Origin of the sequence: Chroococcidiopsis sp. [FACHB-1243] (genome assembly GCF_014696895.1) — a bacterium.
GTDB lineage: Bacteria > Cyanobacteriota > Cyanobacteriia > Cyanobacteriales > Chroococcidiopsidaceae > Chroococcidiopsis.
The window spans coordinates 14,523-30,377 of record NZ_JACJQX010000030.1; the positions used below are offsets into that span (position 1 = coordinate 14,523).

General features: G+C 45.3%; 16 protein-coding genes. 7 read left to right on the forward strand and 9 right to left on the reverse strand.

The window, feature by feature from the left end; genetic code table 11:
* The first annotated feature begins 75 nt into the window (after window positions 1–75).
* A complete protein-coding gene (locus H6G17_RS21300) occupies window positions 76–774 on the forward strand; it encodes an HAD family hydrolase (RefSeq protein WP_192160607.1) in 699 nt (232 codons plus the stop codon).
* A gap of 15 nt (window positions 775–789) precedes the next feature.
* Here the strand turns inward: H6G17_RS21300 and H6G17_RS21305 are convergent, their stop codons facing one another.
* Window positions 790–1,413, reverse strand: a complete 624-nt coding sequence (locus H6G17_RS21305) for a CPP1-like family protein (RefSeq protein ID WP_192160609.1) — start codon at window positions 1,411–1,413, stop codon at window positions 790–792.
* Window positions 1,414–2,117: 704 nt separating this feature from the next.
* Here H6G17_RS21305 and H6G17_RS21310 point away from each other — a divergent pair.
* A complete protein-coding gene (locus H6G17_RS21310; RefSeq protein WP_041462394.1) occupies window positions 2,118–2,828 on the forward strand; it encodes a response regulator transcription factor in 711 nt (236 codons plus the stop codon).
* A gap of 190 nt (window positions 2,829–3,018) precedes the next feature.
* On the opposite strand, the gene H6G17_RS21315 is transcribed toward H6G17_RS21310, so the two are convergent.
* A complete protein-coding gene (locus tag H6G17_RS21315; protein ID WP_015153536.1) occupies window positions 3,019–3,216 on the reverse strand; it encodes a DUF2811 domain-containing protein in 198 nt (65 codons plus the stop codon).
* A 649-nt stretch (window positions 3,217–3,865) separates the two neighbouring features.
* On the opposite strand from H6G17_RS21315, the gene H6G17_RS21320 reads away from it, so the two are divergent.
* The 4 genes from H6G17_RS21320 (at window position 3,866) to H6G17_RS21335 (ending at window position 7,767) form a co-directional block, all read left to right on the forward strand.
* On the forward strand, window positions 3,866–4,849 hold the full coding sequence (locus tag H6G17_RS21320; protein ID WP_192160611.1) for an alpha-ketoacid dehydrogenase subunit beta: 984 nt from the start codon (window positions 3,866–3,868) through the stop codon (window positions 4,847–4,849).
* An 85-nt stretch (window positions 4,850–4,934) separates the two neighbouring features.
* The gene (gene secD, locus H6G17_RS21325) at window positions 4,935–6,359 is read left to right on the forward strand and encodes a protein translocase subunit SecD (RefSeq protein WP_192160613.1); all 1,425 of its coding nucleotides are present in this window, start codon (window positions 4,935–4,937) and stop codon (window positions 6,357–6,359) included.
* Complete coding sequence (gene secF / locus H6G17_RS21330) at window positions 6,356–7,324, forward strand: protein translocase subunit SecF (protein WP_192160615.1); 969 nt, start codon at window positions 6,356–6,358, stop codon at window positions 7,322–7,324. Before secD ends, secF begins: the two co-directional genes overlap by 4 nt.
* A gap of 83 nt (window positions 7,325–7,407) precedes the next feature.
* The gene (locus H6G17_RS21335; RefSeq protein WP_192160617.1) at window positions 7,408–7,767 is read left to right on the forward strand and encodes a hypothetical protein; all 360 of its coding nucleotides are present in this window, start codon (window positions 7,408–7,410) and stop codon (window positions 7,765–7,767) included.
* 70 nt (window positions 7,768–7,837) lie between these two features.
* Here H6G17_RS21335 and H6G17_RS21340 read toward each other — a convergent pair whose 3' ends face one another.
* The 6 genes from H6G17_RS21340 to H6G17_RS21365 all read right to left on the reverse strand — a co-directional run bounded on the left by H6G17_RS21340 (window position 7,838) and on the right by H6G17_RS21365 (window position 13,248).
* Window positions 7,838–8,818, reverse strand: a complete 981-nt coding sequence (locus tag H6G17_RS21340; protein WP_192160619.1) for a HAMP domain-containing sensor histidine kinase — start codon at window positions 8,816–8,818, stop codon at window positions 7,838–7,840.
* A 102-nt stretch (window positions 8,819–8,920) separates the two neighbouring features.
* Window positions 8,921–9,499 (reverse strand): L-threonylcarbamoyladenylate synthase, encoded by a 579-nt coding sequence (locus H6G17_RS21345; RefSeq protein ID WP_192160622.1) that lies wholly within the window; start codon window positions 9,497–9,499, stop codon window positions 8,921–8,923.
* Window positions 9,500–9,665: 166 nt separating this feature from the next.
* Window positions 9,666–10,337 (reverse strand): glycerol-3-phosphate 1-O-acyltransferase PlsY, encoded by a 672-nt coding sequence (plsY, locus tag H6G17_RS21350; RefSeq protein WP_192160624.1) that lies wholly within the window; start codon window positions 10,335–10,337, stop codon window positions 9,666–9,668.
* A 136-nt stretch (window positions 10,338–10,473) separates the two neighbouring features.
* Window positions 10,474–11,754 (reverse strand): DUF3086 domain-containing protein, encoded by a 1,281-nt coding sequence (locus tag H6G17_RS21355; RefSeq protein ID WP_192160626.1) that lies wholly within the window; start codon window positions 11,752–11,754, stop codon window positions 10,474–10,476.
* A gap of 136 nt (window positions 11,755–11,890) precedes the next feature.
* Window positions 11,891–12,283 (reverse strand): DUF3119 family protein, encoded by a 393-nt coding sequence (locus H6G17_RS21360; RefSeq protein ID WP_192160628.1) that lies wholly within the window; start codon window positions 12,281–12,283, stop codon window positions 11,891–11,893.
* A 176-nt stretch (window positions 12,284–12,459) separates the two neighbouring features.
* Window positions 12,460–13,248, reverse strand: a complete 789-nt coding sequence (locus tag H6G17_RS21365) for an MlaE family lipid ABC transporter permease subunit (RefSeq protein ID WP_192160630.1) — start codon at window positions 13,246–13,248, stop codon at window positions 12,460–12,462.
* Window positions 13,249–13,731: 483 nt separating this feature from the next.
* On the opposite strand from H6G17_RS21365, the gene H6G17_RS21370 reads away from it, so the two are divergent.
* Window positions 13,732–14,025 carry a hypothetical protein gene (locus H6G17_RS21370; RefSeq protein WP_192160697.1) on the forward strand — a complete coding sequence of 98 codons (294 nt, stop codon included), beginning with the start codon at window positions 13,732–13,734 and terminating at the stop codon, window positions 14,023–14,025.
* Window positions 14,026–14,534: 509 nt separating this feature from the next.
* On the opposite strand, the gene H6G17_RS21375 is transcribed toward H6G17_RS21370, so the two are convergent.
* The gene (locus H6G17_RS21375; protein ID WP_192160631.1) at window positions 14,535–15,800 is read right to left on the reverse strand and encodes an insulinase family protein; all 1,266 of its coding nucleotides are present in this window, start codon (window positions 15,798–15,800) and stop codon (window positions 14,535–14,537) included.
* Window positions 15,801–15,855 lie beyond the last annotated feature (55 nt).

The following is a 15,855-nucleotide window of genomic DNA, read 5'->3' on the forward strand; positions in this document are numbered from 1 at the left end:
TCATCAAATATTCAAAATTTCACCTTATGCCATCTGAGCTAAGGTGTTAGTGAGAGTTAGTATCTTAACTATAAAATGATTAGATTAATTACTGATTTTGACGGACCCATTATTGATGTTTCGGAGCGATACTACCGTGTATATCAATTATGTTTAGAGAAAACTCGCCATCCAGAACAAGCTGTAACGCAGTTAAGTAAAGCGGAATTTTGGCAGTTAAAGCGCTCTAAGGTTCCTGAGAAACAGATTGCTATCCTCTCTGGACTAGATGAAACCCAAGCCAAAACATTTACTAATTTGCGGCGACAAACGGTACACGCTCATCCTTACTTTCGATATGACAAACTAGCTCCGGGCGCAGTAGCAGCTTTAGAGCAAATGCAGCAAGCTGGTATCGATTTAGCAGTGATGACAATGCGTCGCGTACGCGAGTTAGACTATGCTTTCGGACAGCACGATCTAGGTAGATTTTTTCCTGAAAATCGCTGCTATTGCTTGAGCAATGATTATCTGAAAACTCGCGACATTGATGATAAACCTTTGTTGATGGCAAGGGCTTTAGTAGAATTGCCCCCTGCTAGCGATGTTTGGATGGTTGGTGATACGGAAGCGGATATTATTGCGGCGAAAAAGCACGGGATCAAAGCGATCGCAGTAGAATGCGGAATTCGCGATCGCGTTCGGCTACAACAGTACCAACCTGATTTAATTGTGAAAGATTTAAATGCAGCAGTCGAGTGCGTTCTCAACGCTGCATTTGCCCAAGCTAGCTAGTATCTCGATCTTTTCTCAGCGTAGAAAGCTAGAAATCACCCACAACAACACAAAAGTTAGGGCAGTAGAAAATTGTTCTACTGTTACAATGCTAGCAATCTGGGTTTGCAACAAACTACCGATCAGCCCACCACCAATTAAACCAACAATCAAACCTGTGGCTGTTAGCAGTACTGCTCGACCAAATTTTTGTTCTTTCCGATAGAGAAAATAGAGGCTCGAACAAACACCAACGATTAACAAAAATTGCAAGATTTGAGTGCCGACAGCGCTATAAAACACTCCAATACAGCTCAACCCTAAGTACAGCACTCCAGGCATGAGAATCTCAGTCAAGCTAGGCTTGTCTTGTATACCTTGCAGCCACGCTGGGGCTTGGGGTGCAGGCGATGAGACTTCTTTAGGGGGAGATTGGATGGACGTCTCAGCGAAGCGGATACCTTCTGGAACCTTAATCTTTCCTTCTTGGCGCAGTCGCAAACGCTCCATTAAGATGGCATCATAAGCTGCTTCCACTGTCTCCAACAGCTGCTGGTCGTTGCTGCACTGCTGTACGAGGCGAGTGCGAGCTTCTTGGATCTCGTCGAATGTCGCGTCTTCTGATAACCCAAGTTTGTCGTAGGGACTTTGCTCGATCATGTGAATTTATCGCCTTAGCGGAGTCGGGGGCGAATATAGAAAAATGTACAACAAGGCGTATGCTGTCAGCCTAGCCTATTTGGATCTATTCTAATAGACTATTGCGGTTATCGGTTATCGTCGTACTTAACCAGAATATCACTTATTCGTTTTTTACTGTCATGTCTTCTAGGCAATGCGATCGCCGACCCTGGCTCTTACCTCAGATTTACTGAGATCGGACACTTGCTTTACTGTTTTTGACCAGAACTGCTAAGCTTTTCTGCTTTACCTCGGTAATTGTACGAAAACGTAACATAAGTTGTAACACCGAGCCATGCTGTCGTAAATAGCACGACTGAGTTCAAGCAGAATTGAGCGATCGACAGTCGAAAAGAAAATTTTAGTCGCAAAATCTGCCGTCAGTGAAACAGATGCAAAAGCAAACAATACGTAGTTGGCAATTTTTGCCGTTTTGCTACCGCGAGTCTGTTCGATTGAGAACTTCTCAAGTTATTGTGGGTTAAGTGATTTGCGCGCCCCTACTGGCGATAAAATCCCTGGGAAAATTCTACTAGTATATTAGAACACCAGGGTCGATCTCAGAGTTGGCATTCCTGAATTATCGATTAATAATTGTGGTAGTTTCGATCTGCTTGTTCTAGGGCTACCAGCCAGGTTGCTGAATAAGCTTTTTTATTCCTTCTCTGCTCAAAGTAATGCCTATGGCTGTTGCCAAAATTCTAGTTGTTGATGACGATCCATCAATTCGTAATTTAATTCAACGCTTTTTAACCAAGCATAACTATCAGGTAGAGGCTGCCGAAGACGGTAAGACTGCCTTGGCTCTATTCGAGCAATTTAACCCCGATCTAGTCATCCTAGATGTAAATTTACCAGATACGCTTGGTTACAATCTCTGCCAAGAGATGCAAAACCGCACTAAAGTTTTTGTACTCATGCTGACAAGTCGAGCTGATGAGGCAGACAAAATCAGAGGCTTTTCTCAAGGTGCGGATGACTATTTAACCAAACCATTTAGTTTAGGAGAGTTAGAAGTCCGAGTTGGAGCAATTTTGAAACGCCAACGAGTAGTTACGACTGCGGAAAAACAACGTCTGGTGTTCGATAAACTGACAATCGATCCAGAACGGCGAGAGGTGACAATTAACAATGAATTGATTCCCTTAACTGCGTTGGAATTTGATTTGTTACGCTTTCTTGCCAGCCATCCAGGTCGAGTTTGGCGGCGTGCCGAGTTAATTCAAGAGGTTTGGGACTATGAATATGTAGGAGATCAGCGGGTGGTAGACGTGCATATCGGTCAGATTCGCAAAAAAATTGAAATTGATGCGGCTCAGCCGATCCTGATTCAAACAGTACGTGGTGTCGGATATAAATTTGAGGCTCCTAGTAAGGCTGGGAAAAGTCAATAGCACGCCACTCTCAATTACAAAATCAGAGCTAGAAGGCTACACTCTTGCTGCTGAGGGAAAAACTATAGGGTCTTCATGCGGTTGAAGACCCTTTTATTTTGTCAGTTATCAGTGGCTAGTGGCTAGTGGCTAGAGTTTTCATATCTAGTCACGAGTCACTAGCCACTAGTCACTCACACTCATTCTCAAATTAAGAGTGATGAAATAGGGTTTCTAGATAGACTCTAGCAGCGCGGCGATCGCCATTACTATTTTGTAGCAAAAACAAGGATAATGCTGCGGCAAACACTCGGTCTTGATCCCAATCAGGATGGGTTTCTAAGTAATTTTGCATTGATTCGTGTAATGACTCGGGAATTTCAGTCAAAATGCTAACGGTGGCGGACATGGAGAACCTCTCTTCAAACAGTTACATGAATGGGATAAGCTGACTTCCACGACATAAAAAACGCAAGTTAAAAATCAAGTTAAAGATGCAATGCCTTCGGCAGTTCGTGCAGCAACCATAATTGCACCTGTGGCACTGAAAAATCCTCGTTGCTAAAGCATAATCATCACTTCGATGGAGCGCGATCGCCCGATCGTTTTCTCGGCAGGTTTTATAAAGGGAAGTCGCATCATTGTGCGACAAGTTTCACTGTCCCGTCAATGCTGCGAAATATTACAACGGTTCTCAACACAAAAAAATCAGTACGATAAAATCAGGGTTTTAACTATATTTTTGTCATACTTCTTTACAAATTTTCTCAGATTCTCAGCAGACTGAAAGCAAGGTGAGAAATTCACAACTAGAGCAGTAAACCCAGATTTCTGAAGTCATCTCTTGTGGAAAAACTCAAGCCTGCTGTGGAAAAACCCAGGCTACCTGTGGAAACAGTGGGGAATACCTGGGGAAAACTCGACAGAAAAATAAGAATTGCAAAGAGTGTCATTCGTCATCGGTCATTTGTCATTTGTAAGAGCAAGTGACGAATGACGAATGACCAATGACAAATAGCGCTAAGATGCTAGATTAGTCAACTAAAGTTGTAAGGTTAATGGCAGAAACGTTATTCTTTAATGCCCTGAAAGAAGCCATCGACGAGGAAATGGCGCGGGATTCTACTGTATTCGTTTTGGGTGAGGATGTCGGTCACTACGGCGGCTCGTATAAAGTTACAAAAGATTTGTATAAGAAATATGGCGAGCTGCGGGTATTAGACACCCCCATTGCCGAAAATAGCTTCATGGGTATGGCAGTAGGAGCAGCGATGACCGGCTTGCGACCGATTGTCGAAGGAATGAATATGGGGTTTTTGCTGCTGGCTTTTAACCAAATTTCTAATAACGCAGGAATGCTGCGCTATACCTCTGGTGGCAACTTTAAAATTCCGATGGTGATTCGCGGACCTGGCGGAGTAGGCAGACAGTTGGGTGCAGAACACTCGCAGCGGTTAGAAGCATACTTCCAAGCAGTGCCTGGATTGAAGATAGTCGCTTGTTCTACTCCCTATAACGCTAAAGGATTGCTTAAATCAGCAATTCGCAACGACAATCCCGTTCTGTTCTTTGAACATGTACTACTTTACAACCTCAAGGAAAACCTACCAGAACACGAATACTTAGTCCCGTTAGACAAAGCAGAAATCGTGCGACGTGGCGAAAACGTGACAATTTTGACCTACTCGCGAATGCGACACCACGTCATGCAAGCAGTCAAGCCACTAGAGAAAGAGGGGTTCGATCCAGAAGTTATCGATCTCATTTCTCTAAAACCCCTAGATATAGAAACCATTGCTACTTCCGTCCGCAAGACGCATCGCGTCATTATCGTGGAAGAGTGCATGAAAACTGGGGGTATAGCCGCAGAATTGACGGCATTAATTAACGATCGCCTCTTTGATGAATTAGATGCGCCTGTCTTGCGTCTATCTTCTCAAGACATTCCCACACCCTACAACGGCAGTCTAGAAAGACTTACCATCGTTCAGCCAGAGCAAATTGTCGAAGCTGTGAAAAAGATGGTTGCCGTTCAGGTGTAGAGTTTTAGGGTCGATCGAGCTAGCTCGATCGACCCTAGCCTCACAAAAAGAGGTTATTATAGCACTTGTTGCCGCAACACTTAGCATGCAAAAACAGCGATCGCTATTAGCTTTAATTGTCGTTCTCATCATCGCCGCAATTGTCGTAATTGTGAAATTTCCCGTACCCTTGGGGTTAGACCTCCAGGGGGGTTCGCAATTGACAATTCAGGTCAAACCTAACGAGGAAATCAAACGCATCACCGAACGCGAGTTAGAAGCAGTGCAAACTGTGGTGGAAAACCGCGTCAACGGACTAGGGGTATCGGAACCCGTGATTCAAACGGTAGGACAAGACCAAATTCTCGTCCAACTCCCAGGAGTCAACGATCCAGAACAGGCAGAAAGGGTACTGGGTGGTACAGCTCAACTGGATTTTCGTCGCGAGAATGCAGAAAATAGAGCTTTTGTCAATAATAGACAGCAACAAATTCAGGGATTGCTGGAAGAACAACAAAAGTTACAAAGTGCGAAGGAACGAGACGAAAAGGCGATCGCGGCAAATAATGCCCAAATAGAAGCCAAAATTAAAGAAATTACCGAGCTAGAAGCAAAACTGTTCGAGCGCACGGGGTTGACGGGGAAAAATCTTAAGTACGCTCAGGCGACACCTACACAAGGCAGCAACTGGAGTGTAGCTTTAGAATTTGATGCCAAAGGCGGCGAATTATTCGCCCAACTAACAAAAGAATTGGCAGGCACGGGAAGACGTTTGGGAATTTTTCTCGACGATAAACCAATTAGTACGCCCGTAGTTGGTCAAGAATTTGAAAAAACAGGTATTGCAGGCGGACGAGCAGAAATTACAGGGAACTTTAATTTCGAGTCTGCGAATGAATTAGCGCTGCAATTACGAGGCGGTGCTTTACCCGTACCCGTGGAAATCGTTGAAAATCGAACTGTGGGCGCGACTTTGGGACGCGATAGCATTCAACGCAGTATTTATGCTGGGGTTGGGGGGTTGTCCTTAGTCTTGATCTTTATGGTGATTTACTACCGCCTGCCCGGACTCATAGCCGATCTAGCGTTGGTGATTTATGCTTTGCTGACATGGGCAACTTTCGCTTTGTTGGGTGTCACCCTGACGCTGCCAGGTATCGCTGGATTTATCCTCAGTATTGGCATGGCAGTGGATGCCAACGTGCTGATTTTCGAGCGGACGCGGGAAGAATTGCGGGCGGGTAAATCGCTCTATCGTTCCGTAGAATCTGGCTTTTATCGTGCTTTTTCTAGCATTTTAGATAGCAACGTCACGACTTGGATTGCTTGTGCGGCGCTGTTTTGGCTCGGTTCTGGCTTGGTGAAAGGTTTTGCTCTGACGCTGGCGTTAGGGGTTGCCATGAGTATGTTTACCGCGATTACCTGTAGTCGTACCTTCTTAATGTTGGCGATCGCAATTCCCAGTTTGCGCAAACCAGAGTTATACTGTCCGAGCTTGCCAGCATCGAATAAGGCACAGGGGGCGACATGAAACTCAATATTAACAAACAGCGATCGCTTTGGTGGGGAGTTTCCCTGATCGTGATTCTGGCTGGTTTAGTGGCGATGGGGATTTCTTGGCAAAAATATGGTGCGCCCCTGCGTCCGAGTCTCGATTTTGTAGGTGGAACGCGATTGCAACTCCAGCGCGACTGCTCTAAACCAGAAAACTGCGCCAAACCAATTGACATCAATGCCGTCCGTCAAATTATGTCCGAGCGCGAATTGGGCAATAGTAGCATTCAACTGCTTAGTGACGAACGCGGACAACAACAAGGGATTTCGATTCGGACAAAAACCCTCAATGTTGACGAGAGGACGCAGTTACAACAAACACTGACTCAAGAAATTGGCGCGTTCGATCCCAAAGCAACCCAAATCGATACAGTAGGTCCAAGCATCGGACAACAGTTGTTATCTTCGGGTTTAATTGCTCTCCTCGTCTCCTTTGCCGGGATCGTCGTTTATTTAAGCCTACGCTTCCAGTTAGACTACGCCATATTTGCGATCGTGGCTCTGTTCCACGATGTTTTGATTACCACGGGGATTTTCGGGATTCTAGGCTTAGTCCAAGGCACTGAAGTTGATAGTTTATTTATCGTTGCGTTGCTGACAATTACGGGTTTTTCTGTCAATGACACGGTGGTAATTTACGATCGCATCCGCGAAACCCTGAAACTTAGTCCCGATCTACCAATAGACCAAGTGGTAGATAATGCGGTAAATCAAACCTTGGGGCGATCGATCAACACCACCTTAACCGTATTGCTGACTTTGCTGACCTTATTCATCTTTGGTGGCGAAACGCTGAAAAACTTTGCCTTAGCACTCATGATTGGTTTCGCTGCTGGGGCGTACTCTAGTATTTTTATCGCCAGTACCCTACTTTCCTTGTGGCGAGAACGGACTGGTCAATCTCAGAACAGCAACCAGTTGTCAGCAACCAGCGACCAGTGATCGGTTGTCAGTTATCAGTGACTGGTGACTAGAATTGCTCCTCTGCTCCTAGTCTCCCCCCTCTCCCAAGTCTTCCCCATCAGATGCAGCCAGAAGATCCACCCTTTGTACCGATAGAACTTGACCCAACTTTTGAGCGACAAGTACAAAAGCTGTATCTGCTTATCGCATATAGCAGATGGTTGGTTGTCGGGTGTTTGTGGCTGAGTGTTGGTGTTTTAAGTCTTTGGGGACTGCGTTATGAAATTAGTTTATTGTGGCAATATTTCACTTGGGTAGCCGTGCGATACGGGCTTTATTATAATCCTCTACCCACTTTTGGTTTGGCTTGTTGCGCGGTCATGACAATTTCTAATCTCCTTTGGCAGGGTCGCATTTTACTATTTGGACTACCACCAAAGGAATTGCGTCGCTTAGCGAAACAAGTACAGCAAATTCGCTAACAGGGTAAAAGTCATCCTTTGTGGAAATGGATTTGTCAGTAGAAGAGTGAAGGGTGAGACAAAATTCTTTCTAGTTTTCTGTTGCTTCCGAAACGGTTTCAGGTTCGAGAGTTACCAAGGGAATCATCAATTGCAGTCGCGTGTAAGATTCATTCTCTTCGTCTGTTGATGTTGAGTTTGACATTGATAGAATTTCTAACCGACAGTGCATCAGATCTAGAAGAGTCTGAGTCAATAGCAGAATCATTCCCGGTGAAAAAGCAAAATCTTTTGTTTCTAATGGTGATAAACGATCGCTCTGAGATACATCAATTGAATCTGACCAAATCCGATGTGGTAGCTCGGTATCTATGCAAACTGCCATCTCGTTAGTAGCAAGATCGGAATTAGTAGAAACAAAAATTGTTCCCTCTTGCATTTGAGTCAAACAAATGTCAAGTAGATCGATCGCAACCTGCCGCAACCAGCGCGGGTCGGCTAAGACATAAGTTTCGGTTTCAGGTAGGGAGAGTTGTAACCGCAGATTGCGATTAGCAGCAATGAGATAAGTAGAATTATAAACGTCTGTCAATAGCGCGGCTAAATTAATTGGCTGGATTTCTAGTTGTGAGCTGCCATGTTCTAGGCGAGAAACATCGATCGCCCGATCCATTAAATTCATGAGCTTCAAGGCTGACTGATGAGCTTGGGCAATAAATGTCCTCTCTTCCGCAGGGTCATCGCATAGATCGGATAAAATCAATTGGTGCAGACCGATTAAACTGTTGAGCGGCGATCGCAATTCATGGGCGGTTCTTGTCAGAAATCCTGCTTTAAACTGACACATTTTCCGTGCTAACTGATAGGCAATCTGGCTTTGCTGTAGCTGACTTTGTAGAGCCAGGATCTCATTCCTATCCGCCGTGAGAGGCTTCTGCTCAGGTGTGGGATCGTTGGCATTATTAGCAGTAAGCGATCGCTTAGATTTGTCTAGCCACCAGCGTCCACCTAGACCTAAGCCCAGTCCTAAAAACAGCCCAAATAATAAATACACCCATTCATTCCAGCTCATAACTTCCCAAAGACTCACACCACAAAAAATTGAAATCTTACCCTGAGTTTGGTAGTATTGAGCCTCTTTCGACCAAGATAGTTCCGTAGTTAAAACTAATAATTATATCTTTAACACTACCGCTCCTTGGCGCAAAATTACCCAACCACTACCCATCCACTTAGCTACAGTAGAAGGAACACCGATTCCAGAAACATCTGAGATTTGCAGGGTTAAAACATCGGGAAACTGAGCTGCAATTTCTGTCAGGGTTTCTAATGGTGGTTGCCCCGATAAATTAGCACTGGTAGTAGCTAAAGGTCCAGTTTGAGCTAATATTTCTCGCACGATCGCGCTTTGAGGAACGCGCACGCCTATAGTCGTAGGATCGGTAGGGTTCATGGCTTTAGGGACGCGATCGCTTGCTGGCAGTACCAAAGTCAAAGCCCCAGCCCAATATTGTGCCGCTACCTGTTGCCAAACTCGCCATTCTGCTTCCGTCCCCATTACGTAATCCCACAAATCTTCTGCCTTTGCTCCCATCAAAATCAACGGCTTATCCTGACTGCGCTGTTTAGTTGCAAAAATTAGATCGGCTCGTTCTGGTAAAGCTGCCAATGCAGGAACGGTATCGGTAGGAAAGCTAACCACACAACCAGCGCGGACACCAGCAATAAGATCTGCAATTGAAACTTGGGGCATGAAGGAAGGGAGTAGGGAGTAGGGAGCGGGGAGCTGAGGGAGTGAAGGGCTGAGGGAGAGTCGCCCAGATGAGGAGATAAAATGACTAACTGGTCACTGGTCAGAAGTCACTGTCACCCCACACCCGATACCCGACACCCATTCTTCACTGATAACTGATAACTGTTCACTGATTTGCGGTAGATGATTTTTGCCCTAGTTGAGGTTCCGTACCATCTAGTAAGCGTTGAATATTGCTCTTGTGGCGCAAAATGACGTAGATACCACCTACTATCCCAAATAGTACGTAAGGTAAAGGTTGATGAAATAGCAGCATTAACAGCGAAACTGCGATCGCGCCTGCGATCGAACTGAGTGAGACGATCCGCGAGATGGCGATCGCAATGCCAAATACCCCGACAGTTGCTAAAGCGACCTGCCAATTCATCGCCAACAATACACCTAAACTCGTAGCGACAGATTTTCCCCCACTAAACCCCAACCAAATCGATTTGCTATGTCCCAAAATGGCTGCTAACCCCGATAACGTTACCATCCAGGATAGCCAGAGCGTAGGGTCAACAGTAGGAGGCAGAAGATTTTGCCCAGTAGCAAAGCTAAACAACCAAGGTACGAGGGCGATCGCCAAAATCCCTTTGAGAGCATCAATAACTAATACAAATGCGCCTGGTCCCTTGCCCAAGGTTCTCAAAACATTAGTTGCTCCAGTTGAACCAGAACCGTGCTCGCGAATATCAATTCCTTTTAAAAGTTTTGCTAGCGTGAAACCAGTGGGCGTAGAGCCAATTAGATACGCTACTAGTAAAGTTACTACGCACAGAGTGAGCCAGATAGTCATACGTAAGGGCTAGTTTTTTGAAAGCAAGGGAGACAGTTTAAATTCTAAATTCAAAATTCACGCATTCAAAATTGGGACAAGGGGGACAAGGAAGACAAGGGGGACAAGGGAGCAACTACCAATTACCCATTACTCATTAATAATCAAAATCTCTTTCTCTGAGAGTTTGGGGATCGGGGGCGAAGGCTAGTAATAGAGGAAATTGTAGCAGAGAGAGGCTGATTTTTTCCTCGGAGTCATCAATGATAATCAGTGGCATTTGATTGGCTTCGATCGCTCTTTCAGCTCTGACGGCTGCTGCTTCTGCATCTTCAAACAAAGTTACACCGCGATCGGGACCAAAATCTGTGCGAGAAATGCCAAGACAGTCTTGCAAACCACGCCGCCAATCTCCCAGCCGTTCGGGAGTATTAGCTAACACCAAAACGCGGAGGCGAGTATCGTACATAGTGTTTAGAATTGAAATAATCGCCGAGCTAATTAGAATATTTTGCAGGCGACTACCTGTAGTTCGTAAAGCCCCCCGTCCTCCTTGCTTGAAAAACCAATTGGATACTCGTTCCGCCTGCACTGGTTCAAACGTGCGGCGCAGTTGCCAAGGGGGACCGTAATAATCTGGTTGGTTGCGGTATTGGTCGAGCAGGCGGCGAATTTGTTTTGTGGTAGCTTGAAATCTCTGTTCGGTAAATTGAGGCGTGGTGGGTTGCTCCGGCTCTTGAGGTTTGGTTTGTCTGGCTGCTGGTTGCGGCTCTGGTCTAGTTTTTGGTGCTAGCTCTAATTGCTCTACTGCTGTTGCCAAATCTTGCAAGCTGCCTGTGAGATAGTCTTTAAAACCCTGCACTCGAATTGCTAAATCTTGGGAAACTCCAGCAAAACTTGTCCGCATTTCCGCCCGAATGCGTTCTTGCCGCCGTTCTAACTGTTCGATTGAAATTTGTAATGCTTGCTTGCGTTGCTCCATTTGAGCAAGACCTTCTTGCACCACTTTACTCATAGCAGATTGAGTTTGCGCTAACTGAGCAGATAGCTGTTTGTGCGTTGCTTGGAGGCGTGCAATGTCTTGTCTTAAAGCTTGTTCCTGCTGTTGCAATTGAGACAAGTTGGATGGTTTTGCCAGTGGAATGAGCGGAGTTTCCGCTGGAGTTTCTCGTGCAGAATTTGGCGTTACTAACTCTTGCAAAAACTCATCTTCTGCTTCTTCGGATGGCGAGGCAAAAAAGTTAAAGTTTTCTAAATCTAAGTCCGTATCTGTATCTTTATCTGTATTAGATTCAGATCGAGATTCATCTAGTAAATTTATTTCTTCTAATTTCCCATTTGGCTCATCCATCGAGAAGTTTAGAGGTTTGTCTTGTTCCTCTGAATCTTCCCAAGGTTGATTATCTGGCTTTGGTGTTTGGGATTCATCTGAAGTCATAATCAGTTATCAGTTATCAGTTATCAGTTATCAATTATCAGTGACTAGTGGCTGGTGACTAGTGACTAGAATTGCTTCCTCGTCCCCCTTGTCCCCCAAGTCTTCCTTGTCTCCCTCAGTTTCGCGACTCTCTCTTTTAGCCTCTAGCTTCTAGTCTTGGACAGCGTTGCTCTAAACAAGTTTGTAGCATTTTGGGGTCAAAGAGAATGGGCAAAAAGTGAATGCTTTTCACTTCTCGAAAGTAGAACAGGATCGGCACTTGATGCCAAAAAATTTCCCAATGTTGCCATTCTTGATAGGGAAAGTGCCGGATGATGGTTTCTCCTCTGTAGATATCTAAGGCAGTATCAGTGAATTGTAGACGTAGGGTTGTAGCTTGAAACATCAGAAACAAACCAAATAAGGCAATTATGCCACCTACCCAGGCTGAAACGAGTATTAAAGGAATTGCCCCTAAGACTATGAATAAAGGTAGCTTATAGCTGGGAGCAAGCTGAACGGTTGATCTTACAGATGGGGAAGTCGTCACTGTTTTTGTCCTGTCTGAACAATAGACTCTAACACTCTTATTTTAAGGTTCAGCCGGGAGTCGGGAGTCGGGAGGAGCCAGTTGCGTGCGGGGGTGTCCCCCGTTGAGCAAACTGGCGTTCGGGAGTGGGTAATTGGTAGTTGCACCTGAAGCTTCTCTGCGCGTGCGTTCTCTGCTTACAACGTCGAGCGCCCCAAGCCTTGAAACATGACCCAAGATAAGAAAAAGTTCATGATGAAGATTGATAGTAGCGCCGTGACTACAGCAGCTGTGGTTGATTGTCCGACTCCCTTGGCTCCGCCTGTGGTTGTCAAACCCCAACTGCATCCAATAATTGCGATCGTTGCTCCGAAAACAGCACCTTTGATTAAAGCACTGGTAACATCCCAGACATCTAAGAAATTGCGAGCTGAATCAATAAATACGCTCTGAGATAGGCGATACAAGTTGGTTGCGATCGCTAAGCCGCCAATCATACCTGTAATTGCAGATAATAGGGTCAAAATTGGCAGCATGACGCAGCAGGCTAACACGCGCGGAATGACAAGATAATCAATTGGATCGGTTTTGAGCATATAAAGAGCGTCAATCTGCTCTGTGACGCGCATCGTGCCGATTTCCGCCGCAAATGCGGAACCAACTCGCCCCGCGAGAACTACAGCTGTCAATACAGGTGCGAGTTCCCGAGTTAAGGCAAGAGCTAAGACCCCGCCAACTGTTGTTCCAGCTCCAAATCGAATAAATTCCCGTGCTACTTGAATCGTAAAAACTGCGCCGACAAAAACTGCTGTGATGAGGGCGATTAGCAATGAGTCCGGTCCCACTGCTGCCATCTGTTCTACAGTATTTCGGCGATGAATCCTACCTTGGAGCAAGTGAATTAGGACTTGCCCACCTAGTAAAATTGCTGCCAGCAATCGCTGACTCCATACTCCCAGGAAAGAACTCGATCTTGCTTCGCTCAATTTTTTTCTGCTCGATAAACTCTGTGTCCAGAATAACTAAGTTCAGAATCACTAGGTGCAAAATAACTTAAGTTAGTATCACTAGCTTTCACTCTAGCCATAGATAGATTTTTGCCTTATTGTGTCGTTCGATCGCGCCGTCTTGTCAAGGTTCGCTTCGTCAATGTTTACCAATTTTTAAGCGAATCTGAGAAATTTGCCGATCGACTTAAGTAGGAAGCCGTTGTTAGGGGCGGATGCTGCGATCGCCTACCGTGTCTTACTTAGCTAGCAATAAAAATACGTTACAGTCTCACCACGCTCCGCTAGAAAAATTTAATCTAATTCCCAGATCGTTAATATCGCTTTGAAGTTGTAGACAAAACTTTTAACGATCGCTTAAGATTTTTGAAATTTGCGGCAACGGTAGGCGATCGCTCTTATTGTAGAAAGTGGCACTCGTATCGGATTTTTATTGTCAACCGATTGACCAGAGTACGCTTCATGAGCATTCTGCCTAACTTTCTCCGTTCTCTATTACTGACAATTATTCTGAGCTTTGTCGTCCCCACATTTCTAATTGGTGGGGGTTTAGCAAGCGTGTCTCTGCTGAAGTACGTTCCTGGCTTGCAAGGAATCGGTCAGGCAATTGCTTCTGCTATGCAACAGTTCTTAGCTACGTTTGGCAGTGGTAGTGCTGGGCGAGGGCTGTGTATCATCGGTATGACTTGTAGTTTAGTCGGAGCGCTGTTCGATACATATGCATTCTACCGCTATCAAAATCTGCGGGGCGACTAATTTCAGGGAGCAGGGAGCAGGGAATAGAGAACGGTGTAGAGATATGAAAACAGCAAACCCGCCTCGGTTAATTGATTTTGGAGGCGGGTTATTCAGAGAGTTTGGATTTAGTTAAAAGCAGCAAAAACTAGATGAACTCAAATAGGGTGGACAAATTCGCAATTTACCTGACAATCAAACTTGGCTTGTATTTGTCGCTCAATCGGGATTCTTTAGTAAACCGGACACCTCCTTTTATCTGCTAGAAAGTAGAAATATTTAGGCAAGAACGTTTTTTTCACTCAACGTTTCTTGTACTACAAGTGAGGTATTGTCAAGTTCAGGTACTTTGCGATAGGACTAGAGCGGGAGGCACAGGCTCTAATCTCTAAGAGTTTTTTCTCTTAAGAATCTCCTTTTGTGCCTTCATTTAAAGTAGCATGGCTTTCCTCGGGCAGAGCTTGTTAATTTATTAAAGTTTATGAGGTTTCATGGGCTGTAATAATTGCTAAAAACTGTTTACAAACAAGTCATCGATCGCCAATCGCTGTTTCCGGTCCAACCATAGAAATATAGGGTTCGAGTAAATAACGGCAAGCTGCTTGTTGTGTTGCTTCAGCGCTCACTTGGGCAATTTCTTGTTGAAAGGAGCGATCGAATTCAATTCCCAACCCTAAAATTTCATACCAACCATATACTTGAGCAATTTGTCCGTTCGTTTGTTTGCCAAGAGCATATTGACCGAGAAGCTTATTTTTAGCTGTTTGTAAATCTTCCGTGCTGAGTTGTGCTTGACAGAGTAACTCTACTTCCGTTTGCAAGCGCTCGCGGGCGATCGCGGTATTTTCTGGCGCAGTACCGATGTAGGCGACAAACGTAGCGGGTGACATGCGAGTAGGGTAAAATGCCGAAACTTCGTAAGCTAAGCCCAACTTTTCGCGCAGTTCGACAAACAAGCGGCTAGATAGCCCGTTACCTAAATGGGTAGAAAGTAGTTTTAAGGCTGGATAGTCCGATTGATGTACGGAAGGAGCTAAGTAGCCCAGCATGATAATCGATTGCTGAGTTGGCTGGGCAGTTTTGAGCTGCTGAGGGGCAGGAGTCAGGCTGGGCAGTTGCAATGATAGTATGGGCGATCGCGGCGCTTCCCAGTCGCCAAAAACTTTTTCGATTTGGGCGAGCGCGGTATCGGCGGTAATTCGACCTGCTAAGCTAATGACAACATTATCGGGACGAAAATAAGTCTGGTGATATTGTTGTAAGTCAGTTCGCTCGATTTTAGCTACCGTTTCTTCCCATCCCAAACCAGAAGAAGCATAGGGATGATTTTGGTAAATTGCTTGTCGGAGTTGGTCAAAAGCAATTGTAAATGGCTGTTCTTGTTGAGAACGAATGTGTTGGATTGTCAGCCGTCGTTCGAGTTCCACTTCAGCAGCAGGAAATGAGGGCGATCGCAACAATTCCCCTGCTAATGCCAAGATTTCGGGAAAATCTGCCGAAACAGTTTTCATGCTCAACAGAAAATAATCTGAGGCTGCATCCACGCTCAAGCTTGCGCCAACGGACTCTACCCGTTCGGCAATTTCCATTGAGGAGAGTTCTGTGGTTCCCTTTGTCATCACCGCAGATAGCAAATGCGCCAATCCAGCTTGCTGTTGTGGTTCCCAGCAACTCCCTGCTTTGAGAAAAATACGGGTAGCAACAATGTCTGCGGCTGGGTTTTCGATCGCCAGAACTACCATGCCGTTAGGTAAAACTGTGCGATGGATCTGTTGAGTTGGTAAAGAGGTTGTCACGGGAATTCAGTTATCAGTTATCAGTTATCAGGGGAGGCTAGGGGCAGAGGATAAT